Annotated in this window: 24 protein-coding genes; 12 read left to right on the top strand and 12 right to left on the bottom strand. The window is 75.1% G+C overall.

Annotated features, from left to right (window positions below; all coding sequences use genetic code 11):
* Positions 1-5 precede the first annotated feature (5 nt).
* Both ACPYO4_RS01525 and pdhA read right to left on the bottom strand, forming a co-directional pair.
* Positions 6-1,028 (bottom strand): alpha-ketoacid dehydrogenase subunit beta, encoded by a 1,023-nt coding sequence (locus ACPYO4_RS01525; RefSeq protein WP_425707435.1) that lies wholly within the window; start codon positions 1,026-1,028, stop codon positions 6-8.
* A complete protein-coding gene (pdhA, locus tag ACPYO4_RS01520; RefSeq protein ID WP_425707434.1) occupies positions 1,028-2,368 on the bottom strand; it encodes a pyruvate dehydrogenase (acetyl-transferring) E1 component subunit alpha in 1,341 nt (446 codons plus the stop codon). Before pdhA ends, ACPYO4_RS01525 begins: the two co-directional genes overlap by 1 nt.
* Before the next feature lie 442 nt (positions 2,369-2,810).
* Here pdhA and ACPYO4_RS01515 point away from each other — a divergent pair, with 442 nt between their 5' ends.
* Positions 2,811-3,206: a VOC family protein gene (locus ACPYO4_RS01515; protein ID WP_425707433.1), complete on the top strand. Its 396-nt coding sequence runs from the start codon at positions 2,811-2,813 to the stop codon at positions 3,204-3,206.
* A 156-nt stretch (positions 3,207-3,362) separates the two neighbouring features.
* Here the strand turns inward: ACPYO4_RS01515 and hisC are convergent, their stop codons facing one another.
* From hisC to ACPYO4_RS01480, 7 genes are all read right to left on the bottom strand, one after another.
* Positions 3,363-4,457, bottom strand: a complete 1,095-nt coding sequence (hisC, locus tag ACPYO4_RS01510) for a histidinol-phosphate transaminase (protein WP_425707432.1) — start codon at positions 4,455-4,457, stop codon at positions 3,363-3,365.
* 133 nt (positions 4,458-4,590) lie between these two features.
* The gene (mftF, locus tag ACPYO4_RS01505; RefSeq protein ID WP_425707431.1) at positions 4,591-6,084 is read right to left on the bottom strand and encodes a mycofactocin biosynthesis glycosyltransferase MftF; all 1,494 of its coding nucleotides are present in this window, start codon (positions 6,082-6,084) and stop codon (positions 4,591-4,593) included.
* Positions 6,085-6,290: 206 nt separating this feature from the next.
* Positions 6,291-7,943: a hypothetical protein gene (locus tag ACPYO4_RS01500; RefSeq protein ID WP_425707430.1), complete on the bottom strand. Its 1,653-nt coding sequence runs from the start codon at positions 7,941-7,943 to the stop codon at positions 6,291-6,293.
* On the bottom strand, positions 7,931-8,200 hold the full coding sequence (locus tag ACPYO4_RS01495; RefSeq protein ID WP_425707429.1) for a hypothetical protein: 270 nt from the start codon (positions 8,198-8,200) through the stop codon (positions 7,931-7,933). Before ACPYO4_RS01495 ends, ACPYO4_RS01500 begins: the two co-directional genes overlap by 13 nt.
* 217 nt (positions 8,201-8,417) lie before the next feature.
* Positions 8,418-9,119: a hydrogen peroxide-dependent heme synthase gene (gene hemQ / locus ACPYO4_RS01490; RefSeq protein ID WP_425707626.1), complete on the bottom strand. Its 702-nt coding sequence runs from the start codon at positions 9,117-9,119 to the stop codon at positions 8,418-8,420.
* Positions 9,120-9,187: 68 nt separating this feature from the next.
* Positions 9,188-10,417, bottom strand: a complete 1,230-nt coding sequence (locus ACPYO4_RS01485) for a ferrochelatase (RefSeq protein ID WP_425707625.1) — start codon at positions 10,415-10,417, stop codon at positions 9,188-9,190.
* A 2-nt stretch (positions 10,418-10,419) separates the two neighbouring features.
* Entirely contained in the window at positions 10,420-11,784 is a 1,365-nt protein-coding gene (locus tag ACPYO4_RS01480) for a glutamyl-tRNA reductase (RefSeq protein WP_425707428.1), read from the bottom strand.
* Between the two features lie 58 nt (positions 11,785-11,842).
* On the opposite strand from ACPYO4_RS01480, the gene hemE reads away from it, so the two are divergent.
* The 9 genes from hemE (at position 11,843) to ACPYO4_RS01435 (ending at position 22,031) form a co-directional block, all read left to right on the top strand.
* Positions 11,843-12,910 (top strand): uroporphyrinogen decarboxylase, encoded by a 1,068-nt coding sequence (gene hemE / locus ACPYO4_RS01475; protein ID WP_425707427.1) that lies wholly within the window; start codon positions 11,843-11,845, stop codon positions 12,908-12,910.
* A complete protein-coding gene (locus ACPYO4_RS01470; protein ID WP_425707426.1) occupies positions 12,907-14,430 on the top strand; it encodes a protoporphyrinogen/coproporphyrinogen oxidase in 1,524 nt (507 codons plus the stop codon). The genes hemE and ACPYO4_RS01470 overlap by 4 nt, the downstream gene beginning before the upstream one ends.
* 253 nt (positions 14,431-14,683) lie before the next feature.
* On the top strand, positions 14,684-15,634 hold the full coding sequence (gene hemC / locus ACPYO4_RS01465; RefSeq protein ID WP_425707425.1) for a hydroxymethylbilane synthase: 951 nt from the start codon (positions 14,684-14,686) through the stop codon (positions 15,632-15,634).
* Positions 15,631-16,497, top strand: coding sequence for a uroporphyrinogen-III synthase (locus ACPYO4_RS01460; protein WP_425707424.1), 867 nt, complete (start codon positions 15,631-15,633; stop codon positions 16,495-16,497). The genes hemC and ACPYO4_RS01460 overlap by 4 nt, the downstream gene beginning before the upstream one ends.
* Entirely contained in the window at positions 16,494-17,477 is a 984-nt protein-coding gene (hemB, locus tag ACPYO4_RS01455) for a porphobilinogen synthase (protein WP_425707423.1), read from the top strand. The genes ACPYO4_RS01460 and hemB overlap by 4 nt, the downstream gene beginning before the upstream one ends.
* A 110-nt stretch (positions 17,478-17,587) precedes the next feature.
* The gene (gene hemL, locus ACPYO4_RS01450) at positions 17,588-18,949 is read left to right on the top strand and encodes a glutamate-1-semialdehyde 2,1-aminomutase (protein ID WP_425707422.1); all 1,362 of its coding nucleotides are present in this window, start codon (positions 17,588-17,590) and stop codon (positions 18,947-18,949) included.
* Positions 18,844-20,427, top strand: a complete 1,584-nt coding sequence (gene purB / locus ACPYO4_RS01445) for an adenylosuccinate lyase (protein WP_425707421.1) — start codon at positions 18,844-18,846, stop codon at positions 20,425-20,427. The genes hemL and purB overlap by 106 nt, the downstream gene beginning before the upstream one ends.
* A gap of 81 nt (positions 20,428-20,508) precedes the next feature.
* Positions 20,509-21,402: a DedA family protein gene (locus ACPYO4_RS01440; RefSeq protein ID WP_425707420.1), complete on the top strand. Its 894-nt coding sequence runs from the start codon at positions 20,509-20,511 to the stop codon at positions 21,400-21,402.
* Complete coding sequence (locus ACPYO4_RS01435) at positions 21,399-22,031, top strand: GNAT family N-acetyltransferase (RefSeq protein ID WP_425707419.1); 633 nt, start codon at positions 21,399-21,401, stop codon at positions 22,029-22,031. The genes ACPYO4_RS01440 and ACPYO4_RS01435 overlap by 4 nt, the downstream gene beginning before the upstream one ends.
* Before the next feature lie 221 nt (positions 22,032-22,252).
* Here ACPYO4_RS01435 and ACPYO4_RS01430 read toward each other — a convergent pair whose 3' ends face one another.
* The 3 genes from ACPYO4_RS01430 to ACPYO4_RS01420 all read right to left on the bottom strand — a co-directional run bounded on the left by ACPYO4_RS01430 (position 22,253) and on the right by ACPYO4_RS01420 (position 24,791).
* A complete protein-coding gene (locus tag ACPYO4_RS01430; protein ID WP_425707418.1) occupies positions 22,253-23,269 on the bottom strand; it encodes a Ppx/GppA family phosphatase in 1,017 nt (338 codons plus the stop codon).
* Between the two features lie 144 nt (positions 23,270-23,413).
* Complete coding sequence (locus tag ACPYO4_RS01425) at positions 23,414-24,376, bottom strand: SRPBCC family protein (RefSeq protein WP_425707417.1); 963 nt, start codon at positions 24,374-24,376, stop codon at positions 23,414-23,416.
* The gene (locus ACPYO4_RS01420) at positions 24,336-24,791 is read right to left on the bottom strand and encodes an ArsR/SmtB family transcription factor (RefSeq protein WP_425707416.1); all 456 of its coding nucleotides are present in this window, start codon (positions 24,789-24,791) and stop codon (positions 24,336-24,338) included. Before ACPYO4_RS01420 ends, ACPYO4_RS01425 begins: the two co-directional genes overlap by 41 nt.
* A gap of 185 nt (positions 24,792-24,976) precedes the next feature.
* Between ACPYO4_RS01420 and ACPYO4_RS01415 the strand changes: the two genes are divergently transcribed.
* On the top strand, positions 24,977-26,467 hold the full coding sequence (locus ACPYO4_RS01415; protein WP_425707415.1) for a hypothetical protein: 1,491 nt from the start codon (positions 24,977-24,979) through the stop codon (positions 26,465-26,467).
* A gap of 79 nt (positions 26,468-26,546) precedes the next feature.
* Positions 26,547-26,855 carry a metal-sensitive transcriptional regulator gene (locus ACPYO4_RS01410; protein WP_425707414.1) on the top strand — a complete coding sequence of 103 codons (309 nt, stop codon included), beginning with the start codon at positions 26,547-26,549 and terminating at the stop codon, positions 26,853-26,855.
* The last annotated feature ends 20 nt before the right edge of the window (positions 26,856-26,875 follow it).

Below are 26,875 nucleotides of genomic sequence, written 5' to 3'. Positions count from 1 at the left end.
ACGGCTCAGGCGGCGAGCGAACGCTCGACGGCGTCGAGGATCCGGTCGAGGGAGGGCAGGTAGACGGACTCGTGCGTCGAGGCAGGGTACGGCGTGTGGTACCCACCCACGCGCAGGACCGGCGCCTCGAGCTCGTAGAAGCAGCGCTCCTGGACGGCGGCGGCCAGCTCGGCGCCCGGCCCGAAGAACGTCGGCGCCTCGTGGACGACCACGAGCCGGCCGGTGCGGTGGACGGAGGCCGCCACGGCATCGACGTCGAGGGGGGAGATCGAGCGCAGGTCGATGACCTCCAGGCTCGAGCCCTCCTGCTCGGCGACCTCCGCGGCCTGGAGTGCGACCTTCACGCCGGGCCCGTAGGTGGCGATCGTCAGGTCCGTGCCGGGCCGGACCACGCGGGCGGCGTGCAGGTCGTTCGTGAGCGCCCCGGGGCTGAGGTCGACGGGGGCGTCGAGCTCGACGGGACCCTTCTCCCAGTAGCGGGCCTTCGGCTCGAGGAACAGCACGGGGTCCGGGGAGGCGATGGCCTGCTGGATCATGGCGTAGCCGTCGGCGGCGTTCGCCGGACTGACGATCCGCAGGCCGGCCGTGTGGGCGAACAGCGACTCGGGCGACTCGCTGTGGTGCTCGATCGCCCCGATGTGGCCGCCGTAGGGCACACGCACGACCACCGGCATGCTCAGCGCGCCGGACGTGCGGTAGCTGAGCTTGGCGAGCTGCGTGGTGATCTGGTTGTAGGACGGGAAGATGAAGCCGTCGAACTGGATCTCGACCACGGGACGGTAGCCGGCCATCGCCAGCCCGACCGCCGTGCCGACGATGCCGGACTCCGCCAGCGGCGTGTCGACGACCCGGTCCGCGCCGAACTCGGCCTGCAGGCCGTCGGTCACCCGGAAGACGCCGCCGAGGGGGCCGACGTCCTCGCCCATGACGAGGACCGTGGGGTCGTGCGTCAGTGCCGCGCGCAGCCCGGCGTTGATGGCGCGCGCGAGCGGGAGCGTGGTCGCCGTGGCCGGCGGGGCGGGGTGCATCAGCGGGCCTCCTGCGCATACGCGGTGGTGCCGGTCGTGTCCGCGGTGGTGTTGCCGGTGGTGCCGGCCGTGTCCGCGGTGTCCGCGTCGGCGAACCCGGCCTCGAAAGCCGACATCGCGGCGCGGTCGGCCTCGACCTGTGCGTGCGGGAGCGCGTGGACGTGGTCGAACATCTCCTCGGGCCGGCCGGCACGGTCGGCGAGGCAGGCGGCGCGGGTCTCGCGGGCGAGGGCCTCGGCGTCGGCCGTGACCGCCGCGAGGAAGGCGTCGTCGGCGAGGCCGGTGGCGAGCAGGTGGGCGCGCAGCCGGTCGATCGGGTCCTTCGCCCGCCACTCCTCCTCCTCCGCGCGCTCCCGGTAGCGGGTGGGGTCGTCCGACGTCGTGTGGGCACCCATCCGGTAGGTGACGGCCTCGACGAGCGTGGGGCCCTCGCCGGCCCGGGCCCGGCGCAGGGCCTCGGTCGTCGCCGCGTAGGAGGCCAGGACGTCGTTGCCGTCGACCCGGACCGCGGGGATACCGACGCCGGGGCCACGCCGGGCGATCGGCACGCGCGACTGGACCCGGGTGGGGACCGAGATCGCCCAGCTGTTGTTCTGGCAGATGAGGACGACCGGCGCCTGGGCGGAGGCGGCGAAGACCAGCGACTCGTTGAAGTCGCCCTGCGAGGTGGCGCCGTCGCCGTGGTACACGACGACGGCCCGGTCGCGGTCGGTCCCGGTGCCGACGTCGCCGTCGCGCTGGATGCCCATCGCGAAGCCGACGGCGTGCAGCGTGTGGGCGGCGATCACGAACGTCTGGACCTGGAAGTTGTGCGCGCGGGGGTCCCACCCGCCGTGGCGGGTCCCGCGCATGACCGGCAGGAGGTCGGTCAGGGGCAGGCCACGGACGTGGGCGACGCCGTGCTCCCGGTAGCTGGGGAAGACCATGTCCGCGGGGCGCTGGGCGTGGGCGGAGCCGATCTGGATGCCCTCCTGGCCGAGGCTGGACGCCCACAGGCCGAGCTCGCCCTGGCGCTGGAGCAGCGTGGCCTCGGCGTCGAACGCGCGGGTGAGGACCATGTCGCGGTACATCGTGCGGAGCGTGTCGGGCGTGAGCTCGTCGACGAGCGGGCCGTAGACGGGGTGGTCGACGCGCTCGCCGGCCGGGGTGAGGAGCTGGACGACGGCGTCGTCCGGGTCGAGCGAGGCGCCGTGCGGGGCCGCGGGGCTGTTCTGGGTGTCGGGACCGTTCGGGGCGGTGCCGTTCGGCGTCGTGCTGCCGTCCGGGGCTGCGGCTGCCTCGCCGCCCGCGGCCGACGGGCCGGCCGATGCGTGCGGGGCGTTCGTCGTGGGAACGGACACGTGGTCCTCCTTCGGTCGTCCGACGCTGTGGTGCTGGTTCGGGCCCGGACGTCGTCGTGCCGGCCGGCCCGGCGGTTCGCCCGGCGCGGCACCATCCTGCTCCTGCCCCCGGCCCGTGCCCGGCCGGCCACGCGATCTGCGCGGCCGGCCGGCGAGACTCTGCGCGCGATCGGCGCACCTCGTCCGAGCCGTCGGGCACCGCTCGTGGATCAGCACGTGCGGGCCCGGCAAGCTACCTACGGTTGTGTAGGCTACACAGGTGTAGGTTCGAGCGCGAGCGCGCCGCGCGGTGGCCTGCCCCACACCCTGAGCCGTCACCCAGGCAATCGGGTAGGTACCGAGTCAATCGACCGGGGGCACTGACTCGATACCTACCTCACTGACTCACCGACAGGGCCGGCCGCCCTGCCACCTCGCGGCACTACGCCCCTACCATCGCGGCATGAGCGGACTCGTCCCGTACCTGCTGTTCCCGGGAACCGCCCGCGAGGCGATGGAGCACTACCGGGCGGTGTTCGGCGGTGAGCTCACGGTCGTCGACTACGGGGAAGCCGGGCGGCACGACGGGCCGCCGGACGCGGTCGCCCACGCGATGCTGGTCGGCCCCGTCGAGATCGCCGGCGCGGATGCCGGTGCGAACGAGGACGGCGTGGCCATGACCGGCATGTTCCTCTCGCTGCTCGGTACGGCCGGACCGGGCACCCTCGCCGCCTGGTGCGACGCGCTCTCCGCAGGTGGCCGCGTCATCGACCCGCTGCAGGCGCGGCCGTGGGGCGACCACGACGGCACCCTGGTGGACCGCTACGGGGTGCGGTGGCTCATCGGCCACGAGGGCTGAGCTCGCCTCGACGACGAGGGCCAGGCCCGAACGGCCCCCGGCTCGCGGCCGCGCACGGGCGGGATCGAGTGCGTGCCCGACGTCGCAGAGCTCCGACCGCATGTCCGACGAAGGGCACCGCGCTCCGCGCTCCCAGCCCATGCACTCAGCGAGCGCTCAGCCCATGCGCTCGGCCACGAGCGCGAGAACGGCGTCGGTGTCCTCGCTCGTCCCGATGCTGATCCGCACCCCGTCGCCGGGGAAGGGCCGGACGAGCAGGCCGACCTCGCGGGCGGCGTCCGCGAACGGCGCCGCGCCGTCGCCCAGCTGCAGCCACACGAAGTTGGCCTGGGTGTCCGGGATCTCGAGCCCGAGTGCGCGCAGCCCCGCCACGAGCCGCTCGCGCTCCGCGACGACCTCGGCGACGCGCCGGCGGATCTCCGCATCGGCGTCGAGGGCCGCGAGCGCCGCCGCCTGCGCGGGGCTGGAGACTCCGAACGGGGTCGAGGCCGCGCGGATGCCGGCCACGACGTCGGGATGACCGAGGGCGTAACCCACGCGCAGACCGGCGAGGGAGGCGGCCTTGGAGAACGTCCGCAGGACCACGAGGTTCGGGTGCGCGGGCAGCAGCGAGGGACCGTCGGTCGGGTCGTCCGCGGTGACGAAGTCGATGTAGGCCTCGTCGAGGAGGACGAGCACCGTCGGCGGGACGTCGGCGAGGAACTGCTCTACCTCCCCCCGCGTGAGCGCGGTGCCGGTCGGGTTGTTCGGTGAGCAGAGCAGGATCACGCGGGTGCGGTCGGTGACCGCCTCGGCCATCGCGTCGAGGCGGTGGCGCCCTTCGGCATCGACCGGTACGCGCACCATGGACGCGCCGGTGACCTGTACGGCGATCGGGTACGCCTCGAAGCTGCGCCAGGGAGCGACGACCTCGTCCCCCGGCCCGGAGGTCGCTCGCAGGATCGTCTCGAGCACCGCGGTCGAGCCGCCGCCGAGCGCCACCTGCTCGGGCGCCACGCCGTGCCGGGTCGCCAGCGCCTCGACGAGGTCCACGGCAGCCATGTCGGGGTAGCGCCCCGAGTCCTGGACGGCGGCGAGCACGGCCTCGGCCACGCCGGGCAGCGGCGGGTAGGGCATCTCGTTGGACGACAGCTTGGCGACCGGCCGGTCCTGCGCGGGGCGCTCGCCGGGGACGTAAGCGGGCAGCGACGCGATGTCGGCCCGCAGGAGATCGGCGGGGTGTGCGGGGCTGGGCGGGAACGTGCTGGCCATCGGTCCAGCATGCCCCGCCCCACCCCTGCGCGGGGCACAGGGTCACGGAGCGGCCCTCCCACCGTGCGAGGTCAGCGCGGGGGACGCGGGGGACGCGGGGGACGCGGGGGACGCGGGGGACGCGGGGCGAGGATCAGCGTCCGCGGGGCCACCAGGGGATGCGCGGGCGCGGGGTGACGACGTTCGGGACCCGCTCCCGGATCGCGTTCGTGATGACGCCCGTGCCGTAGGAGGCGTCGTCGAGCAACCGCATGGCCAGGCTCTTGACCGGCCCGAGACGCGTGGGCCGGAGGATGTGGTCACGTACCGGCTCCCACATCATGGCTGCCGCCACCCCGCGCGCAAGCCCGGAGCGTGGCGTCGACGCGAGGACGGCCCAGCCGACCGGCCACCAGTCGCGGCGCAGCAGGTGTCCCGTCCAGAAGCCGTCGGACCAGATCTGCCGGCCGGCCATCTCGGCGACGACGCTCAGCGGCACCTCGTCGGGCAGGCTCGCGCGCTGGCGGGCGAGCTCGTAGCCGGCGACGCCGGCGGCCAGCCACCGGTGCCCGGTCGAGGCCAGCCCGATGACGGCGAGGCCGGACAGGCTCGGCGAGGCCGGGGTGAGGCGGAGCGGGTGCCGCTGCTCGAGAAGCGCGGCGGAGCTGCCGTACCCGGCGCGGCGGCCCATGAAGGCCCGCCACGTGGTCCGCACCTCGTGGAACACCTGAACGTCCGGGGCGTACAGGACGTTCCAGCCCGCCTCGTCCATTCGCCAGAACAGGTCGACGTCCTCGCCGATGCGCAGGCCCGGCTCGAACGGCGGGTCGGTGACGGCGGAGCGCCGCACGAGGACCGCGGCGCTGGGCAGCCAGCCGACCATGACGCCGTGGACGACGCGGCTGGGGACCGGTCCCATGTCGATCTCGGAGCGGGTGTCCTCGTAGAGCTCGATGGCGCTGTCCCCGTCGAACCGCGGGCGCACGCGAGGACCGACCGCGCCGAGCTGCTCGTCGTCGAGCATGGGGCGCAGGCGGGCGATCCAGTCGTCGCTCGCGCGCGCGTCGGAGTCGATGAACGCGATGAACGGCGCACTGGTCGCAGCGAAGCCGGTGTTGCGGGCGCCGCCCGGCCCCTGGTTGACGTCGTGCCGGATGAGTCGTGCGCCGTAGTGGTCGGCGATCGCCGCGATCCGGGACGCGTGCTCCGGGTCGGGGGTGGCGTCGTCGACGACGGTCACCGGGTGCCCCTCGACGGCGAGCGAGGCCAGCAGGGGGTCCAGCAGGGTCGGGTCCCCGTACATCGGGATGACGACCTCGACGTCGGTGACCTCGCCGTAGGCGACCGGCTTGGGGTGGACGATGCCGAGGTCGAGGAGGAACCGTGCGGCGGCGCGCTCGGTGTCGTCCGCCGCCTCGGCGCCGTGCTCCTCGGCGTCGCAGACCCGGGTGGCGAAGTCCCGGAACTCCTCGGGGACCACGGTGACGGAGAACGGCGAGCCTCCCAGGACCACCCGGCCGGCCCGCAGCACGGTCCCGGGCGCCCAGACCACGGTCCGGCCGGCGACGACGTCGACCTCCCCGCGCTCCGGGGGCTCCGGGAAAGGCGGCGGCCCCCAGGGCGTGGTCGTCGCGTCGGTCGTCGTCACGTCGTCTCCTGTCGTACCGGGTGCGGGTCCGGTGCCGACGCACTGACGACGACACCCGTCCCATTCTCCCAGCCGGTGGGAACCGGAGAGCCCGCCCGGTAGGCGTTCGCTCCGGGCGGAGGCCCGCCCGTCATGGCCCGGCGTGGGTCGGCCCAGCGCGGCGCAGTCCGGCCCGGCGGCCCCCACCCGCCCGCTCGGCCGCCCCGTCAGTCCCGCTCGAGCTCGACGACCACCGACGTCGTCACGGCCCCCTCCTCCCCCACTCCGAGCAGGCGACGGAACTCGTCGTCGACGTGGGCGACGTCGTACTCGTGCCCGCGGTGCTCGAGGACGCCGTCCCATGCGGCGGCGGAGTGCTCGGGGTAGTGCCCCTCGAACGGGAAGACGTCGCCGAGGTCGCGCGGGCGGGTGGAGGTGTCGACCGTGTAGGCGCTCCGGCTCCCGGTCTCGGCGTTCGGCGCGACGTGCGGGACGGGTGCGCCGTCGAGGCCGGACACGGCGTCGTCAGCGACGTCGATGCTCAGGTGGTGACCGGCCACGGGTGCGCCCGCGTGCGCGATCGGCGCGTTGAGCGCCACGCTCGCCCGCAGGTCGTACCGGCGGGCGTCGTCCCCCGCCGCCCAGTGCGCCACGCCCAGCCCGCCCTGGCTGTGCCCGATCATCCCGACGGCGTCCCCGTCCCGGGCCCCGGCGACCTCGAGCGCCTCCGAGATGCCCTCGAGCAGTGCGGAGCTGCCGGTGGCGGCGAGCTCGATGTTCGAGGCGTTGTCCATGAGGTTGTCGGGGTCGGCCACCGTCGCGTCCGCGCTGGTGCCGGGGATGACGACGACGAACGACGTCGACCCGTCGGCGTGCTCGGTCCGCAGCACCTCCAGGTGCGGGCGGTCGGCTCGACCGGACTCGGCGTGGAGCGGGTCGATCCGGTCGATGAGGTCGCCGACGGAGCCGGGCCGGGTCCCGGCGAGGGGCTCCGGACCACGGTCGGAGGCCGGTCGGCGCGAGAGCAGCGAGCCCGGTGCGGACAGGTCCCGGGGCGCGCCGAACCGCAGACCGGCCACGCCGGCGACCGGCGCCGGGAGGCCCGGGACGGGCTCGGGGTCGAGCACGGCGCGCGCCCCACCCGGTACACCGGCGAGCAGGCCGCGCGCCAGGGGCAGGGCCGCGAGCGCGGCCATCTCGCCGTCCGCCGCGTCCCGGTCGACGGCGGCGAGGAGGGGCCCCCGCCCCACGGCACCGACCGCGGCATCGACCAGCCCACCGGCCGCGGCCACGTCGGCGTCGAGCTCCGCGGCGATACCCGCGCCGCCCGGCCGGGCCGCCCAGCCCGGGCTCGTGAGGATCCCGTACCCCGGGAGGGCCCAGGTGGCCGGGTTGCGAGAGGCGACCACACGCCCTGGGATCAGACGCGGCGGGCCGGTGGCGTTGGACAGGGCGCCGAGCACGTGGAAGAGGGCGCCGGCGGTGCCGTCCGCGTGCTCGATCCGCGCCGCCCACCCGCGCAGGCCGTTCGCGAGATCCTCGGCGCGCCCGGCGACGGCGCCGAGCGTGTCCGCCACCGCCTGCGCGGACGCCCTGGCGGCCGCGAACTCGGCGGCGAGCGCGGGGTCGTGGGCGGCGTTCGGGACCGGGACGAGGAGGCGGCCACCGTGCTGCGGGCTCGAGCCGACGAGCCGGAGCGGCCCGGCGGCCGCCCTCAACCCCGCCGCGACCTCGTCGACCTCGCTCGCCATCCGGCGCACCTCGGCAGTGTCGACGTCCATACCGTCGGCCGAGGAGGAGACGTGCTCCCGCGCGACGGGATCGGGCGGCACCGGGGGGTCGGGCCGGTCACCGGCGACGGGTCGGATCAGCCCACCCATCGCACCGCCCCCACGCCGGGCGCGCCCTGGATATCGATCCGCAGCGTGAGGCCGAGGAGCCGTCCCTCCAACCCGCGCAGCTCACCGATCGCGGAGTCGACGTCCCCGCGGAGCACCTCTCGCGACTCCGTGGCCGCCGCGCCCGCCTCACCCGTCCAGCGCATCGGAACGCAGGACGACAGTCTGTCCCGCACGCCCTCCACCGCCGTGACCTGCGCGCGCACCCGCTGCAGGTCCGCCTCGATCTGGTCGAGCATCACGCCCCCTCTCTCCTGCCCGGCACGCTAGGTGCGTCCCTGGCGGAGGGCAGCGGCGATCGGCGGCACCTGTGGGCACCGGCACCGGGAGGCGGGCTGTGGGGACGGCGGCGCCGGTCAGACGTGGATCAGTCGGCCCGTGGGGACGGCGGCGCCCATCAGGCGCGGGTCAGGTCAGGCGCGGGTCAGGTCAGGCGCGGGGCAGGTCAGGCGTGGATCAGTCGGCCGCGAGCGGCTGCCTGGCGGCCCAGTCGGCCAGCTCGACGCGCGGTCCCGTGTAGAACGGGATCTCCTCGCGCACGTGCCGTCGCGCGTCGACGGCGCGCAGCTCGCGCATGACGTCGACGATGCGGTGCAGCTCGGGGGCCTCGAAGGCGAGGATCCACTCGTAGTCGCCGAGCGCGAACGCGGAGACGGTGTTGGCGCGCACGTCCGGGTAGTCGCGGGCGGCCATGCCGTGCTCCCGCAGCATGCGGGAGCGTTCCTCCGCGGGGAGGACGTACCACTCGTAGGACCGGACGAACGGGTAGACGCAGATGTAGTCGCCCGCCGGCTCTCCGGCGAGGAACGCCGGGACGTGGCGGCGGTTGAACTCGGCCGCGCGGTGCAGGCCGACGACCGACCACACCGGCTCGAGCGCGGACCCGAGGTCGCTCGCGCGCAGCGCGTGGTAGGCGGCCTGGACCTCCTCGATGGTCTCGGCGTGCCACCACACCATGAGGTCGGCGTCGGCGCGCAGGCCCGCGACGTCGTACCAGCCACGCAGCTCGACGCCGGTCGCGCGCACCGCCCGCTCCGCGTCGGCCGCGAGCGCGTCCCGCTCAGCGGCGCCGGTCGGCAGCGGCTGGGTCGTGGCGAACACCGACCACATCGTGTAGCGGATGCGCTCGTTGAGCGCCTCGGCGTCGTGCTCGGTCAGGTCGTTCGCGGACCCGGCCCCGCCGCCGATCACACCTCCGGCGTCCGTCGCACCCGTCGTCCCGTCGTTCACGCGCTCTCCTCGATCGCCGTCACCACGTCGTCGGGCTGCCCGCACAGCGCGAGCCGCCCGTCGTCGACCCCGTCGCGCACCGCGCAGCAGGCGACCGCGCAGGCCGATTCCCACGCCGGCAGGTCGCCGACGACCGCGCGCCGGCCCTCGGCACCGGCCGGCACCCCCCGCGCCTCGGCGGCGCGGTCGAGCAGGAGGTCGGCAAGTCCCGCCACGAACTGGGCATACGTTCCGGCCGTCGCCGCGCGGGCGAGGCGCAGGCCGAGCTCCTCGGCGGTCTCGGCGGCCTCCGTGTCGAGGTCGTAGACGACCTCCATGTGGTCCGAGACGAACCCGATCGGGCTGAGCACCACGGAGCCCCGGCCGGTGGTGGCGAGGTCGCGCAGCGCGTCGTTGACGTCGGGCTCGAGCCACGGGGTGCGCGGGTCGCCGGACCGGGAGCAGTAGGTCAGCGACCAGTCGAGCTCACGGCCCAGGCGCCGCCCGACCTCGGCCGACACGAGCCGGGCGACCTCCTCGTGCTGCTCGGCGTAGGTCGCCGTGGTCCGCCGGCCCGAGGCCACCTCCATCGTCGTGGGGATGGAGTGCGTGACGAACATCAGGTGCGGCTCGCCGCCGAGGGCCCGCATCGACTCCTCGACCGCGTCGGCGTTGGCCGAGACGAAGCCGGGGTCGTTGAAGTAGGGCCGCACCTTGTCGACCACGAGGGGGCGCCCCTCGGCCACGAGCGCCGGGACGTAGCGCCCGACGTCCTGGCGGTACTGGCGGCAGCTCGAGTACGAGCCGTACGCCGAGGTGGCGACCATGGCCACCCGCCGGGCGCCGGCGTCGTAGAGCTCGCGCAGGACGTCGATGCCGTCCGGGTCCCAGTTGCGGTTGCCCCAGACCACCGGCACGTCGATCCCGCGCGCGGCGGTCTCGGTACGCAGGGCGGCGAGGAGGTCGCGGTTGAGGTCGTTGATGGGACTGCGGCCGCCGAACGCGTAGTAGTGCTCGCCGACCTCCTCGAGCCGCTCGTCGGGGATGCCGCGCCCGGCGGTGACGCGACGCAGGAACGGGACGACGTCCTCGGGCCGCTCGGGGCCGCCGAAGGACATGAGCAGCACGGCGTCGTAGGGCGCCAGGGCGCCGGCCGTCACGGGGGGCGCGGTCCGTGCGGAACCGCCCGGAGCGTCCTGCCCCCGCGGAGGGTCCTGCTCCCCGGTCGTCGGTCGGCCGGTCGTCACGGTCACTTGGCGGTCCTCCTTGCGGGTGGGCGGCCCTGTCCGGCGCCGGCGCCCGCGGTCTCGTCGGCCACGGCGATGCCGGTGACGAGCTCGAGGGCGCGGACGAACTCCTCGCCCCGGCCGTCGCGCCCGGCCGCCCGTGCCGCGACCGTCGGTGGGTGGGCGAGGCGCGCGGCGAGGCGCCTCAGGGCCTGCGCCGCCTGGTCGGCGGGCACGGTGCCCGCCATGGGAAGTCGGGTGAGCTCGTCCTCCAGCGCGGATCCGACGCGGTCACGCACGGCGACCACCACGTCGTCCATCGCGCGCTCGGCGCGGGTCTCGACGACGACGCGCACCTCCTCGGCGAGGACCTCCTGGGCGTGGCGCACCTGCCCCTCGGTCGCGGCCGGCGCGTGCGCCTTGACGGTGTCGAGGTCGACGACGACGACGCCGGGCAGCGCGGCGGCCTCCGCCGAGACGTCGTGGCGCAGCGCGAGGTCGACGACGACCAGCGGCTCCGTGGTCCCGGCCGCTCGCCGGGCCGCCAGGGCGGACGACATCGCGTCGGCGTCGACGACCGGTGTGCCCGTGCCGCGGCAGGCGACGACGACGTCGGCGAGCGCGAGCTCCTCGGCCAGGTCGCCCGCGGCACGCACGTGCTCGGCGTCGGCGAAGCCGCGGGCCCGGCCGCTGGCCGACCACACGGCGATGGTCGTGCACTCCCGGCGGCGCAGCGCGGCGACGGTGGCGCCGGCGTAGGCGCCGGTGCCCACCACGAGGGCGCGGGCGCCGGACCACGAGCTGCGGGGCAGCTCACCGGACTCGGGCGTCCAGGCCTCGTCGTCGCGGGGGCACGCCGGGCGCGCCCGGACCGTGCCTGCGAGGTCGAGGGCGACTGCCACGACGGAGCGGCCGGCGGCGGCGAGGTCGGTGTCGACGGCGATCCGGCGCGAGGCGCGCGAGGCGCGCTGCAGCGCGTCCTCCAGGGCCGGGGTGGTCGCGCCGGCGGCGCGGGCGTCCTCGAGTGCGCGCCGGACCTGACCGACGATCTCGCGCTCGCCGACGACCATCGCGTCGAGGCCGGAGGCGACCTCGAAGAGGTGCCGGACGGCGTCGTGGCCGTCGGTGCGTCCGGTGAGGTCGTCGATCTCGAGGGGGTCCACGCCGCTGGTCGAGGCGAGGGCGGCGCGCGCGGCGTCGAGCGCCGCGTCCGGGTCGGCGGCCTCGAGGTAGAGCTCGACCCGGTTGCAGGTGGCGAGCACGACGGCGCCGTCGACGGCCGGGTGGTCGGCCAGGAGGGTGGGCAGGGAGTCGACTCCGACGCTGAGCCGCTCGAGGTCGTCGAGCGTCACCGAGTGGTGGTCGGCGGAAAGCAGGGTGAGCGGCACCGAGACAGGTTAGCAATTCGACGCGAAGAAGTTTCTCCCGCCCGTGCACAATGGCTGCGTGACGAATTCCGACATCTCCACGGCCGCCTCCGTGAGCGCCGGCACGCCCGCCCTGCTCGAGGCCTATTCCGGACGGCGACCGGAGCGCCTGCCGGTCTGGTTCATGCGGCAGGCCGGTCGCTCGCTGCCGGAGTACAAGGAGGTGCGCGCGGGCACGGAGATGCTCGACGCCTGCCTCACGCCCGAGCTCGCCGCGGAGATCACCTGCCAGCCGGTGCGCCGGCACGGCGTCGACGCCGCGATCCTCTTCTCCGACATCGTCGTGCCGCTGAGGCTCGCGGGCATCGACGTCGAGATCGTCCCCGGGGTCGGCCCCGTCATCGCGGACCCGGTCCGCACCCCGGCCGACGTCGCGCGCCTGACCGCCCACGAGCCCGGCGACCACGCCCCGATCGCGGCGGCCGTCCGCGCGGTGACCGACGAGCTCGGCACCGGCGACGGGCCCGGCGACACCCCGCTCATCGGCTTCGGCGGCGCCCCGTTCACCCTGGCCGCCTACCTCGTCGAGGGCCGCCCCTCGCGCGACCACCTGGCCGCCCGCGCACTCATGCACGCCGACCCCGCCGCCTGGGACCGGCTGCTCACCTGGACCGCCGACCTCACGGGCGCGTTCCTCGCCGCGCAGGTCGACGCCGGCGTCCGCGCCGTCCAGCTCTTCGACTCCTGGGCCGGCTCGCTGTCCGTCGACGACTACACCGCGCGCGCCGCCCCGTACTCGGCGCGCGCGCTGGACCACGTGGCGGACCGGGTGCCGCGGGTCTCGTTCGGGACCGGCACGTCCGAGCTCCTCACCGTCATGGCGGGGCACGCCGAGGTCGTCGGGGTGGACCACCGACTCCGGCTCGACGTCGCGAACGAGCGGCTGGGCGGAGAGGTGCCGCTGCAGGGCAACATCGACCCTGCGCTGCTCACCGCGCCGTGGGAGGTTCTCGAGCGGCACGTGCGCGCCGTCGTCGAGGCGGGTCGGGCGGCGCCCGGGCACGTGGTCAACCTCGGTCACGGCGTCCCGCCCACCACGGACCCGGCGGTGCTCACGCGCATCGTCGAGCTCGTCCACTCCCTGTGACCGGATCGGACCCCGCGGCCGGCGCAGCGACCTCCACCGGGCCGGATCCCGCGGCCGGCGCAGCCACCTCGCACGACCCCGGCCGGAAGGTCCCCGCCCCCGACCGCACCACCTGGGACCTCGCCGTGATCGGGGCGGGGATCGCCGGCCTCACGCTCGCCCACGACGTCACCCGGTCCGGCCGGTCGGTCGTCCTGCTGGAGGCGTCGGGCCGGGTCGGCGGGCTCGTCTCGCCGCTCTCGCTCTCGCTCGTCGGCGGGTCCGGCAGTGCCGACGGCGGTGCCGACGGCGGAGTCCGCACCGGTCCGGTCCTCCTCGACGGCGGGGCCGAGGCCATGGGCACGCGGCGGCCGGCGGCGATCGAGCTGGCCGAGGAGCTGGGGCTCGCGATCGAGCGGCCCGCCGCGGGCTCGTGGGTGCAGCCGGCGGCCGGCCCCGCGCGGCCCGTGCCGCCGCGGTCGCTGCTCGGCGTCCCCTCGGACCTCGCCCATCCGCTCGTCGCCCAGATCCTCGGGGAGCGCGCGGCGCGCCGGGCGGCGGAGGCGGACTCCGCGGGGCGAGCCGGCGCGCTGCCAGGCTCGGCCTCGCTCGCCGACGTCGTGCGGTACGCGATGGGCGAGGACGTCCTCGAGCGCCTCGTCCGCCCGATCGCCGGCGCGCTGCACGCGTCCGACCCGGAGGAGCTCGCGATCGACGTCGTCGCGCCCGGCCTGCGCGCGGCCCTGGCCGAGTCCGGGTCGCTGAGCACGGCGGTCGCGTCGCTCGTCGGCGAAGGACCGGCCGTGGCCACCGTCCGCGGCGGCATGCACCTGCTGCCCGCAACGCTCGCCCGCGCGGCCGTCGCCGCGGGCGCCGAGATCCGCACGGGCGCGGCTGTCGAGCGGCTCGTCCGCGACGGCGGAGCCTGGCAGCTCCAGGTCGCGCCCGGCGGGACGCTGCGCGCGCGTGAGGTGGTGCTGGCGGTTCCCGGCCCGGAGGCGCTGCGCATGGTCGAGCCGGAATTCCCCACGGCCCGGGAGGTCCGGCTCGTCCCCGGCGCGCCGGTGGAGCACCGCACGCTGATCCTCGACGCCCCGGCCCTGGACCGGGCGCCGCGAGGATCGGGCGTCATCGTCGGCGAGGGGGCCGAGCCCGGCGGGCGCGCCGTCCGCGCGAAGGCGCTCACCCACTCCAGCGCCAAGTGGCCCTGGGTGGCCGCGGCGCTGGGCGGCCGGCACGCCGTGCGGCTCTCCTACGGGCGCCCCGGCGAGGAGCCGCGCCTGCCCGGGGTCGACGAGGCACTGGCCGACGCCGCGGCGCTGCTCGGCGTCGATCTCACCGCGGCCCAGCTGCTCGCCACGGCGCCGATCTCGCACGGCGGCGCGCTCGCGCCGCAGACCCCGGGCATGCGGGAGACCGTCACGGACCTGGCGGCGACGGCGGCGGAGCGGGACCTGCACCTCGCGGGCGCGTGGGTCGCCGGGACGGGGCTGCCCGCAGTCGTCGCCCACGCCCGTCGGCTGGCCCGGCGCCTCGTGTGAGATAACCCGGGCACGGTCCGTGCCCGCACCGGCCCACCTGTCGGATGTTGCGTACATCATGTGACATACACGTGTTCTGAATGAGGCAGCACGTGCGACTGAATATGCTTTATGACGACTCGTCGTCATATCCAAAGAATGGTCCTGACGGTTCGTCAGGTCGATTTCACAGATGTCCAGTTTTCGCATTTTCGTTACGCCGCACTTGCATATTAGAACCATTCTCGACGGCGGTCGGTGCGAGAATGACGGCATGACCTCAGCCACCGCCGCGCGGCCCTGGCGCCTGGGCACGCGAGGTTCCGACCTCGCCCGCACGCAGTCGAGCCACGTCGCCGACGCACTGACCGCCGCGGGCGCCGGCGCGCTCGATCTGGTCGTCGTGCGCACCGAGGGCGACGTGTCCACCGCCTCGCTCGCCTCCCTCGGCGGCACCGGCGTCTTCGCGGGCGCCCTGCGTGCGGCGCTGCTCGACGGCGAGGTCGATGTCGTCGTGCACTCCCTCAAGGACCTGCCCACGGCGCCGCACCCCGGACTGACGATCGCCGCGGTCCCCCCGCGCGAGGACCCGCGCGACGCCCTGTGCGCGCGCGACGGGCTCACGCTCGCCGACCTGCCCGCCGGCGCCCGAGTCGGCACCGGCTCCCCCCGCCGCGCCGCGCTGCTGCTCATCGCCCGGCCCGACCTCGAGATCGTCGACATCCGCGGCAACGTGCCCACTCGCCTCGCGCGGACCGAGGACGACCTCGACGCCGTGGTCCTCGCACTGTCCGGCCTGCGCAGGCTCGGCCTCGAGGGCCGGGCCACCGAGATCCTCGGCCCGCCGAGCTTCCTACCGGCCCCCGGCCAGGGCGCCCTCGCCGTGGAGACCCGCGACGACGTCGACTCCGAGCTGCCCGGTCTCGCCGCCGCACTGCGAGCGATCCACCACGCGCCGTCCGCGGCCGCGGTCGTCGCCGAGCGGACCCTGCTCGGCCGGCTCGAGGCCGGCTGCGCCGCCCCGGTCGGCGCACTGGCCACCCTCGACGGCGAGGACCTCGAGCTCGCCGCCGTCGTCGCCCGACCGGACGGCGCCCTGCACCTGCGGCGCGCGGCGCACGCGAGCATCGACCCGGCCGACACGACGCTCGCCGCGACCGTCGGGCGCGACCTCGCCGACGACCTGCTCGTATCCGGCGCCGCCGACCTCATGGCGGACGCGTGAGCCTGGCCGGCGCGCGAGTCCTCGTCCCGGCAGGGTCGCTCGAGATCGCCCGGGCCCTGCGGGAGGCCGGCGCCGACGTGGTGCCGGTGACGCTCACGCGCACGGTCGAGCTCGACGTCGACCCGGGCGCCGTCGACCCGGCCGGTGCCGCCTGGGTGCTCGTCACCTCGGCGCGCACGGTGGCCCGACTCGCCGACGTCAGGCTCGCGGGCGTGCGGCTCGACGACGGTCCGCGCACCTGGCCGGCCGCCGTCGCGGCCGCCCGCGCGGACGGCACCTGCATCGGCTCTGTCGGACCCGCGACCACCGCCGCGCTCACCGGCGTCGGCATCACTGTCGACGCGGAGGCGCCGGCGGGCACGGCCGCGTCGCTGCTGGACGTCGTCGACCGCCCCGGGGACCCTCGCCGGCGGCGCGTCCTCCTGCCGGCGAGCGCCCTGGCCGACCCGGCCACCGCCCGGCGGCTGGCCGGCGCCGGCTGGAGCGTCGACGCGGTCCCCGTCTACACGACCGTCACCGCGGAGCCCGACGAGGCCCGGGCCGCCACGCGCCCGTGGCCGGACGTCGTCGCCCTCACCTCGCCCTCGACCCTGCGCGCGCTGCTCGAGACCGCGGGCCGCCCTCCGACGTCGACCGCCCTGGTCGCCATCGGTCCGACGACGGCCACGGCCATCCGCGAGGCGGGCCTGGACGTCTCGTCCGTCGCCGGGGCGCCGACCCCGGAGGCGATCGTCGCCGCGGTCGAAGAGGCGGCTGCTACCGACCGCGCCCGACCCGACCACGCACCCACCGTCACCCGCCCCGCGGACCCGCGCTCCGGCGTCGGGCCCGGCGGTACCGCACCACCACGGAGGACACCATGAGCCAGTTCCCCACCGTCCGTCCCCGCCGGCTGCGCTCCTCGCCGGCGCTGCGGCGGCTCGTCGCCGAGACCCGCATGGACCCGGCCGACCTCGTGCTGCCCGTGTTCCTGCGCGAGGGCCTCAGCGAGCCGCGGCCGATCGGGTCGATGCCCGGGGTCCTCCAGCACACCCCCGACTCCCTGCGCCGGGCGGCGGCCGAGGCGGCGGAGGCCGGCGTCGGCGGGATCATGCTCTTCGGCGTGCCGGCCACCCACGACGCCACCGGGACGGGGGCGACCGACCCGGACGGGATCGCGAACGTCGGGCTGCGCCTGCTGCGCGAGGAGGTCGGGGAGTCGATGGTCGTCGTCTCCGACCTGTGCCTGGACGAGTTCACCGACCACGGCCACTGCGGCGTGCTCGCCGCCGACGGGAGGGTGGACAACGACGCCACGCTGGTCCGCTACGCGGAGATGGCGCTCGCGCAGGCCGAGGCGGGAGCGTCGCTCCTCGGGCTGTCGGGGATGATGGACGGCCAGGTCGGGGCCGTGCGCGCGGCCCTGGACGACGCCGGACGCACCGACGTCGGCACGCTCGCCTATGCGGCGAAGTACGCGTCGGCCATGTACGGGCCGTTCCGCGAGGCCGTCGACTCGCAGCTCACGGGCGACCGGCGGACCTACCAGATGGATCCGGCCAACCGTCGGGAGGGGCTGCGCGAGACGCTCCTCGATGTCGAGGAGGGTGCCGACGTCGTCATGGTCAAGCCGGCCACGCTCTACCTCGACGTCCTCGGCGACGTCGCGGAGGCCGTCGACGTGCCGGTGGCGGCCTACCACGTGTCGGGCGAGATGGCGATGGTCGAGGCCGCCGCGGAGCGCGGCTGGATCGACCGGCGGCGGACGATCCTCGAGACCCTGCTGTCGGTGCGCCGGGCCGGGGCGGGGATCGTGGCGACGTACTGGGCGACCGAGGCGGCCGGCTGGCTGCGGGAGAGGTGAGAGAGGCGATGACGCAGGTGAACGGATCGACTGGAGCAGGATCGTCGAGCAGCGACGAACGAGACGCATCCGCGCCGGGTACGGCGGCTTCCTCCGGCGACACGACAGCCATGGCATCTCCCGGAACGGCGTCACCCGGCAGCTGGTCCGCGGGCCCGGCGAGCGAGGCGGCGTTCGAGGCCGCGCGGGCGGCGATCCCCGGCGGGGTGGACTCCCCCGTCCGGGCCTACGGGTCCGTGGGCGGCACGCCCCGGTTCCTCGCCTCGGCCCGCGGCCCGTACGTCACCGACGTCGACGGGCGCGAGTACGTCGACCTCGTCGCGTCGTGGGGGCCCGCGCTGCTCGGGCACGCCCACCCGGAGGTGGTGGGCGCGGTCCGAGAGGCGGCCGCGTCCGGCCTCAGCTTCGGCGCACCGACGGTCGCCGAGACCGAGCTCGCCGAGGCCGTCACCGCCCGGGTGGCCCCGGCCGAACGCGTGCGGTTCGTCAGCTCGGGCACCGAGGCGACGATGACCGCCGTCCGCCTCGCCCGCGGCGTGACGGGTCGGCCCCTGATCGTCAAGATCGCCGGCCACTACCACGGGCACTCCGACTCGCTCCTGGTGGACGCGGGCTCCGGCGTGGCCACGCTCGGCATCCCCGGCACGCCCGGGGTGCCCGAGGAGATCGCCGCGTTCACCGTCGTCGTGCCGTACAACGACCTGCCGGCGATGGAGGCCGTCATGGGCGCCCATGGCGACCGGGTGGCGGCCGTGATCGTCGAGGGCGCCGCCGCGAACATGGGCGTCGTCGCGCCCGAGCCCGGGTACAACCGGGCGCTGCGCGAGCTGACGAGACGCCACGGCGCACTGCTCGTCCTCGACGAGGTGCTCACCGGCTTCCGCGTCGGACCGGGCGGCTGGTGGGGCCTCGAGGGGGCGACCGAGGGCTGGGCGCCCGACCTCTTCACGTTCGGCAAGGTGCTCGGCGGCGGGATGCCGCTCGCCGCCCTCGGCGGTCGGGCGGCTGTGATGGACGAGCTCGCCCCGAGCGGTCCCGTCTATCAGGCGGGCACGCTGTCCGGGAACCCGCTGGCGACCGCCGCCGGGCTCGCCACGCTGCGCCTCGCCGACGACGCCGTGTACTCCGCGGTCGACGCCGCCGCCGACGCCGTTGCCACGGCCACGGGCGAGGCGCTCGACGCCGTCGGGCTGGCGCACACGGTGAGCCGGGCGGGGAACCTGTTCTCGGTCTTCCTCGGCGAGTCCGCGGCGGGCGGCGTGCGCGACTACGCGGGGGCCAAGGCCTCCGAGACCTGGCGGTACCCGGCGTTCTTCCGCGCCATGGCGGCGGCCGGCGTGCTGCTGCCGCCGAGCGCGTTCGAGGCATGGTTCCTCACCGCGGCCCACGACGACGAGGCTCTCGCCCGGGTGGTCGACGCCCTGCCGTCGGCGGCCCGCGTGGCGGCGGAAGCGGCGCCGCCGGCCGGCTGACCGCGGTCGCCGCGACCTGGGGGAGAATCGTCCCCGTGACTGCGCGCACCGACCTCTCGACGATCACCCCGCCCATCGCCCTCGGGGCGCTCGACGGCCGCTACCGGTCCGCGGTCGCCCCGCTCGTCGACCACCTCAGCGAGGCCGCGCTCAACCGGGCGCGACTCCAGGTCGAGGTCGAGTGGCTCATCCACCTGTGCGACACCGGGTCTCTGCCCGGCGCGCCGACCCTCACCGACGCGGAGCGCGCCTACCTGCGCGGCGTCGTCGACAGCTTCGGCGCCGACGACATCGCCGAGCACGCCGCCATCGAGGCCGAGACCCGGCACGACGTCAAGGCCGTGGAGTACCTGCTCAAGCGCCGCCTGGACGCCGCCGCGGACGCCCTCGGCCCGGACACGTCGCTGCCGGGCGCGCACGAGATCGTCCACATCTTCTGCACGTCGGAGGACGTCAACAACCTCTCCTACGCGCTCACGGTGCGCGCCGCCGTCGTCGACGTGTGGCTGCCCGCAGCAACGGCGGTCACCGACCAGCTCGCCGAGCTCGCGCTCGCCCACGCCGAGGTCCCCATGCTCGCCCGCACGCACGGTCAGACGGCCACGCCCGTCACGCTCGGCAAGGAGCTCGCCGTAACGGTCGCGCGCCTGCGCCGCCAGCTCGACCGGGTCGCGTCGACCGAGTACCGCGGCAAGATCAACGGCGCGACCGGCACCTACGGCGCGCACAGCGTCGCCGTCCCGGGCACCGACTGGCCGGCGGTCGCGGAGCGCTTCGTCACCGGCCTCGGACTCTCCTTCAACCCGCTGACCACGCAGATCGAGGCGCACGACTGGCAGGCGGAACTCTACTCCGACGTCGCCCGGTTCAACCGGATCCTGCACAACCTCGCGACCGACGTGTGGACGTACATCTCGCTCGGCTACTTCACCCAGCGGCTCTCGGCGCAGGGCTCGACCGGCTCCTCGACGATGCCGCACAAGGTCAACCCGATCCGGTTCGAGAACGCCGAGGCGAACCTCGAAATCAGCTGCGCCCTGCTCGACACCCTCGCCTCGACGCTCGTCACCTCCCGCCTGCAGCGCGACCTCACCGACTCGACGACGCAGCGCAACATCGGCACCGCGTTCGGGCACTCGCTGCTCGCGATCGACAACGTGAGCCGGGGGCTCGCGGGCCTCGACGTCGACGCCGAGGCGATGGCCCGCGACCTCGACGACGCCTGGGAGGTCCTCGGCGAGGCCGTCCAGCAGGCGATGCGCGCCGCCTCGGTCGCGGGCGCCAGGGGCATGGAGGACCCCTACGAGCGGCTCAAGGAACTCACGCGCGGCCGCAAGGTCGACGGGCCGGCAATGCGCGAGTTCATCGGTTCGCTCGGGCTCCCCGCCGACGTCGAGGAGCGGCTGATCGCCCTGACCCCCGCGACCTACACGGGGCTGTCCGCACAGCTGGCCCGTACCGTCGAGGCCGAGGGCTGACCGGGAGGGGGCCCGGCGTCGTCGGGCATCTCACGGACACGCCGCCGCCCGCGTTCGTCCACCGCCCCATAGGTTGGTGCGGTGACGACCTCAGCCCTCGCCCACGCGACCGCCGCGGCCCACGCCCCCGGCGCCCCGATCGCAGCCTCCGTCCCCGACGAGGGGCTGACCGGCATCGCCGGCTGGGCCGTGTCGATGATGGAGTCCCTCGGCGGGTTCGGGGCGGCGCTGCTCATCGCGATCGAGAACCTGTTCCCGCCGATCCCGTCGGAGATCATCCTTCCGCTCGCCGGGTTCACGGCCTCCCAGGGGCAGACGTTCGGGCTCGTCGAGGTGATCATCTGGTGCACGGCCGGCTCGGTGTTCGGCGCCTACGCGCTCTACGGCGTGGGCGCGCTGCTCGGCCGCGAGCGCACCCGGGCGATCATGAACTGGCTGCCGCTCGTCGACGTCGAGGACGTGACCAAGACCGAGAACTGGTTCGACAAGCACGGCCACTGGACCGTCCTGCTCGGGCGGTGCCTGCCGATCTTCCGTTCCCTCATCTCGATCCCCGCGGGCATCACGCGGATGTCGCTGCTCATGTTCGGCCTGCTCACGACGATCGGCTCCCTCGTCTGGAACACCGTCCTCATCCTCGCCGGCTACTACCTGGGCGAGAACTGGGACGTCGTCGAGGAGTACACGAGCTGGCTGCAGTACGTCGTCATCGCCGCGGTGCTCCTCCTGCTCGTCTGGTTCGTCGTCGCGCACCTGCGCAAGCGTCGCGCGCGCGCCGCCGCCGGCACCGAGGCCGGTGGCGAGAGTGGCGCGGCCGGTGGCGACGGCGCATCCGCACGCCCGGCGACCATCGACGACACCCGCCCCACCCAGCAGGACGCGGCCGCCTCCGGAGACGCACGACCGACCCGTCGCGCGGGCTCCACCTCCGACGACGGGCGCGGCCCGACCTCGACCACGGACCCCGCGTTGTGACCGCCCCCGAGGTCTCCTCCGCGCGCGAGGACCAGATCACCGGGCTCGGCGCCCTCATCGCGACCGCCTTCGACGACGACCCGCTGTTCACCTGGGCCGTGCCCGACCGGGAGCGCCGGCACCGGCGCCTGCCCGCCTGGGCGGTCGCCAGCGTGCGGACTGGTCTGGCGCACGGCGTCGTCGACACAGTCGACGGCGGGTCGGTCGCCGTCTGGTACGCGCCCGGCCACACCCCGCGGATGCTCGACCAGCTGCGCGGCGGCGCCCTCGGGGCACTGCTGCGCCTGCGCCCGGGCGACGTGCGCCGGCTCGCCGCAGCCGAGCGGCAGGCCCAGGCCGCCCACCGGCACCACGACCCGGAGTCCGCCGCCTGGTACCTCGCGTTCCTCGCCGTCGACCCGGAGCACCAGGGCCAGGGGCACGCGGGGGCCCTGCTGCGGCACGGTCTGGCGCGCGCCGACCGCACCGGCGCGCCGGTGTGGCTCGAGACGAACGCCGAACGGAACGTGGCGATCTACGAGCGGTTCGGATTCGAGGTCGTGGCGCACGAGAGGGCCGACGGGCTGCCGGAGTTCTGGGGCCTGCTCCGCCCGGCCCGCGGGGCCGAGGAGCCTGCTCGCGAGGACTGAGCCGTCGCCGACGGCAGCCCAGCGCGCGTCGAGGGTGCGGGTTGTCGTCGAGGGCGCGGTCTATCGCAGAGAGGACAGCCGCCGACCCTCCACTCGGCGCGGCCACCGCGTCTTCGGCACGCACACCGCGCCTTCGATGGGTCCCTCTGCCACTCGACGAGCCCTCCGGGCGAGCAGCCGCCCCACGCAGCCGACTCGAACGCGCAGGGCTCAGACGAACCTCAGACGAACGACGAGCGCAGCGCGCCCCCGGGCGGGCCGCCCGCCGGGGCCCCGGCGCCGACGGGTGCGAGGTTGTCCCCGTTGTCCGGGCCGGACATGTGGTCGATGCGGCGCAGGATCGCGCCCTCGCGCAGCGCCCACGGGCAGACCTCGACCCGGTCCACACCGAGGTGCCGCATCGCCGACTCCGCGACGACGGCACCCGCCACGATCTGGTGCGTGCGCTCCGGCGTGATACCCGGCAGCTCCATGCGCTGCTCCGCGGGGATGCGCGCAAGCCGGGGCACCCAGTCCTGGAGATCCCGCAGTGCCATCCGGCGCCGCTCCTCGGGCCCGATGACGGCCTGCGAGTGCCCGGCCAGGCGGGCCAGCGAGCGGAAGGTCTTCGACGTGACGACCACGTGGTCCGGGCTCGGGAGGTCGGCCAGTTCCTTCGCGACCGGCGCGAGGAGCTTGTCCACGCGCCGCTGGAGCGTGGCCATCTGATTCTTCTCGGGCGGGTCGGAGGTGAGAAAGTGCCGGGTGAGCCGACCGGCCCCCAGAGGGAGGGACACCCGGAACTCGGGCGACTCGTCGATGCCGAGCGCGACCTCCAGCGAGCCGCCGCCGATGTCGAGCACGAGGAGGCGGCCCGACGCCCAGCCGTGCCAGCGCCTGGCCGCCAGGAACGTCAGCTCGGCCTCCTGGTCGCCGCTGAGCACCCGCAGCGGGACGCCGGCGGCCTTCTCGAGCTTGGCCACGACCTCCGGACCGTTCCGCGCCTCCCGGATGGCGGAGGTCGCCATGCCGACGAGCTCCTCGCAGCCGAACTTCTCCGCAGCCTTCCTCGCGCGCTTGACGGCCTTCTTCAGTGCCTTGACGCCGTCGTCGTCGATCGTGCCGTCGTCGGTGAGGTACTGCATGAGCCGGACGGTCGACCGGTCGGAGGACTCCGGGTCCGGGCGGGCGTCCCGCACGGCGTCGAGCACCACGAGGTGCACGGTGTTGGACCCGACGTCGAGAACTCCCAGGCGCATCCGCACACCGTAGCGTCCCGACGTGACCCAACACACCACGGCGCCGGCGCCCCAGGGCTCGCGAGCGGCCGGTCGGACCGCGCCGATCAGAGTGCGTCCATGGGGGGTGCGCCGATCAGAGTGCGTCCATGGGGGGTGCGCCGATCAGAGTGCGTCGCCGAGCGCGCCGAGCGTGAACTCCCAGCCCTGGCGGTAGCTCTCGGCCGGGGCGTCGTCGGCCCACGGTCCCGAGTGCCGCACGACGACGCGCGTCCCGCTCGCAGCGCCGGCGCCCGGCGCGTCGTCGGCCGCTCCGCCACCGGTGTGCACGTGGATGTCGACGGCCTCGTCCGCGCTGGTCCCGTCGGCGTCGCTCCAGCGCCACGTCATCGACAGCCGGCCGGCCCGGCCGCCGGCCGGGGGGACGACGTCGAGGTACCGACCGTCGAGCACGATGCCCGCGCCGGGCGCCTCGATCCGGTAGGCGCCACCGCGGCGCACGTCGGCCTCGATCGTCACGTCGTCCCAGTGCTTCCACCACCACGACCGCAGTCCTTCCTCGGTGGCCAGCGCCGCCCACACCCGCTGAGCGTCAGCGTCGAGGGTGCGTTCGAGCTCGAGCGGGGCGCGCGTGATCGTCAGCCAGACCTCGGCGGCGCCCCCCTCGCTGTCCTCGTCACCCGGCGCGTCCGGACTCGCGGCGCCGAGCGCGCGGGCGAGCGACTGGAGGACCTGCTCCCAGCCGCCGCCGTACCCGACGGCGTGATCCGGCTCCGCCAGCTCGTGCCGCAGCGTGAGCTCGGTGCGGTTGTCGTCGACCGGTCGGAAGCGGGCGGAGATCACGCTCGTCGCCTCGCCCTGCCACGACCACTCGACGGCGACCTCGTCATCCGCGCACCGCAGCACGCGGCCGGTCGCACGGTCGTCCGGGTCGTCGGAGAGCGCGGCCCCGAAGGTGTCACCGACCCGGGCGGGGTCGCCGGTCACCGTGCCGAACCAGCGTGCGAGCCGGGCGGTGTCCGTGCAGGCGTCGCGCTGGTCGGCCACCTCCGCGCGGTAGACCCGGACGATGCTGAGGACGGGGTGGTCACGCGGTCCGGTCAGTGCCCTGACGATCGTGGCGTCCATGCTCGGTCTCCTTCGCGGTGCGTGCGGTCCGGGGGACGGGTGATCGACGGGGCGCGGCGGTCCGGCCGACGGAGCCCTCAGGGGTCGCGTCCCGCGCCGCCCGCCTCCCCCGCGCGAGCTCGGACTCGAGCGCGTCGAGGCGCTGGGGCCACAGGCGCGCGTACCGCTCGACCCAGGCGTCCACCTCGTCGAGGGCGCCGGGGCGGAGCCGGTAGATCCGACGCGACCCACGGGCCTCGACCTCGACGGCCCCCGACTCCCGCAGCACACGCAGCTGGTTGGACACGGCCGGCTGGCTGATCCCGAACTCGCCCTGGACGAGCGCGCCGACGTCGCCGGCCGCCCTTTCGCCGTCGGCGAGCGCCTCGACGATCCGGCGTCGGACCGGGTCGGCGACGAGGGCGAAGGTGTCCACGGGCACATTCCTATCACTTAGTGGTGATATATGCGAGAGCTGATGCGCTGGGCCCCCAGGACGTGACCGACGCATCAGCACCCACCTCCCCGACCGTCCCCGCGAGCCCCGCCGCCGCCACGCCCCGAGCGGCCCTCGCCGACTCACGTACCGTTGGCGTCAGGATCCCGACCCGGAAGGCCCCCATGTCCCAGCTCGTCCTGCAGAAGGCCGTCACCCCCGCGATGGCGAAGGTCTACCTCGAGAAGGGCCTGGACCGGGTGAGCGGCTACGTCGTCCCCGCCGCCGAGGTCGCCACGCTCGGCACCACCGAGGAGCTCTACAAGCTGCACGGCCTGAGCTTCACCGGCACCCCGTTCGCACCGGACCAGCCGATCGACGTCCTGCACGTCCCGCTGTCCCCCACCTGGCAGATGGTCCCCGCGACCGGCGGCCGCACCGAGGCCGAGCGCGCCAAGGTCAAGGGCAACATCCTCGACCGCGAGCCCTTCGACGGGTCCGGGTTCAGCCAGGTCGGCGACGTCCGTGCGCCGCTCGCCTGGATCGAGCACGACCGGCTCACCGTCGGCGCACGCCTGTGGCGCTTCCTGCCGGGCCAGGCCGAGCCCGAGCACCTGGGGACCTACCACGGCCCCGCGTACGGCTGGCAGAACCACGCGGCCGGCGACCTCTTCGCCACCGCGGTGCCCTCGAAGCTCGTGGGCTACGTGGCCAAGACGGACGGCGCCACGTGGGCGGCGGACGTCCGCCTCGACGACGACGGTCGCCCCTCGCTCATCACCCTGGTCTCCCCGAGCAAGGACTCCGAGAGCCAGGGCTTCACGATGACCGAGGCCGGCACCTGGGCCAAGCAGGTCGTCCGCTCCGAGATCGACGAGCTGTTCGCCATGCACTGCACCGCCCGCTGGAACGGCGTGCCCGTGCGGGTCGTCGACGACCAGATGGACCCCCAGGGCACCCGCCGCGCCAGAATCTTCTCGATCGCCCGCGACGCCAACGTCAACGAGCGGCACAAGATGGACAAGATCGACGCCGGCGTCTACGAGAAGACGGTCCTGTGGGAGGAGCTGAGCGACGTCGTCTACGCCCAGCGCGTGCCCAAGCAGTGGGCCACCGAGGAGCAGCTGGCCAAGGGCGAGGAGTACCAGCGCTCGCGCGCCGACGGCACCACGACCGCGCCCGCCCCGCACACGGCCAACCGCTCGGGCGCCACGCTCTCGCTCGGCACGCCCGAGGGCGCCGACGAGTCCCACCCGGCCGTGAAGCACCGCGAGGAGCTGCAGGCGATCGTGCGCGGCATGGTCGACGTCGTGCCCGCCGACTGGACCCGCGCCCGGCTCGTCGCCGTCATGCTCGGCACCCGCGGGGAGATCCGCGCCGGCGCGACGACGGCGGACGGCACCGAGGTCACCCTCCAGGGCCTGGGCAAGGAGGTCGCGCAGGCGGTGGCGAAGCTGCGCGCGGACTCGGCGGACAACGGCGGCAAGGGCGCCTGGCTGACTGCGGTCATCAGCGTGGAGCCCGCCGGGTCGGTCAAGCTCGCCACCGACCACGACATCCAGCCCACGTGGCGCAAGAAGCCGGCCGAGAAGGACTACACCGTCGAGCTCCAGCGGCACCCGCGCGCGCCGGAGAACATCCCGGACTGGTGGCGCGAGCACCTGACGACCGACTGAGCGGGCCGGGCCGGCCGCGGTGCGGCATATCACCCCCTGGGGGTATCGCCGTGATACCCCCAGGGGGTAGAGTCGCGTCGTGAGCACGCACCACCAGGAGGCCGATGTGCACGGATACGCCAAGGACAAGGAGGCGATCGCCCGGCGCCTGCGCCGCATCGAGGGCCAGGTCCGCGGCATCGCCCGCATGGTCGACGAGGACACGTACTGCATCGACGTCCTCACCCAGATCTCCGCGGTGACCAAGGCCCTCCAGACCGTCGGCCTCACGCTGGTCGAGGACCACGTCGGCCACTGCGTCGTGCAGGCCGCCCAGTCCTCCCCCGAGGAGGGCGAGGCCAAGGTCGCCGAGGCCACCACCGCCGCCGCCCGCCTGCTGCGCGTCTGACCGCACCGGCACCCGAGCCG

The sequence above is a fragment of the Georgenia sp. Z1491 genome (assembly GCF_049856175.1).
In the GTDB taxonomy this organism is placed as follows: Bacteria; Actinomycetota; Actinomycetes; order Actinomycetales; family Actinomycetaceae; genus JB111.
The sequence above is the reverse complement of the archived record's forward strand: the minus strand, read 5'-3'. Positions and strand labels throughout refer to the sequence as shown.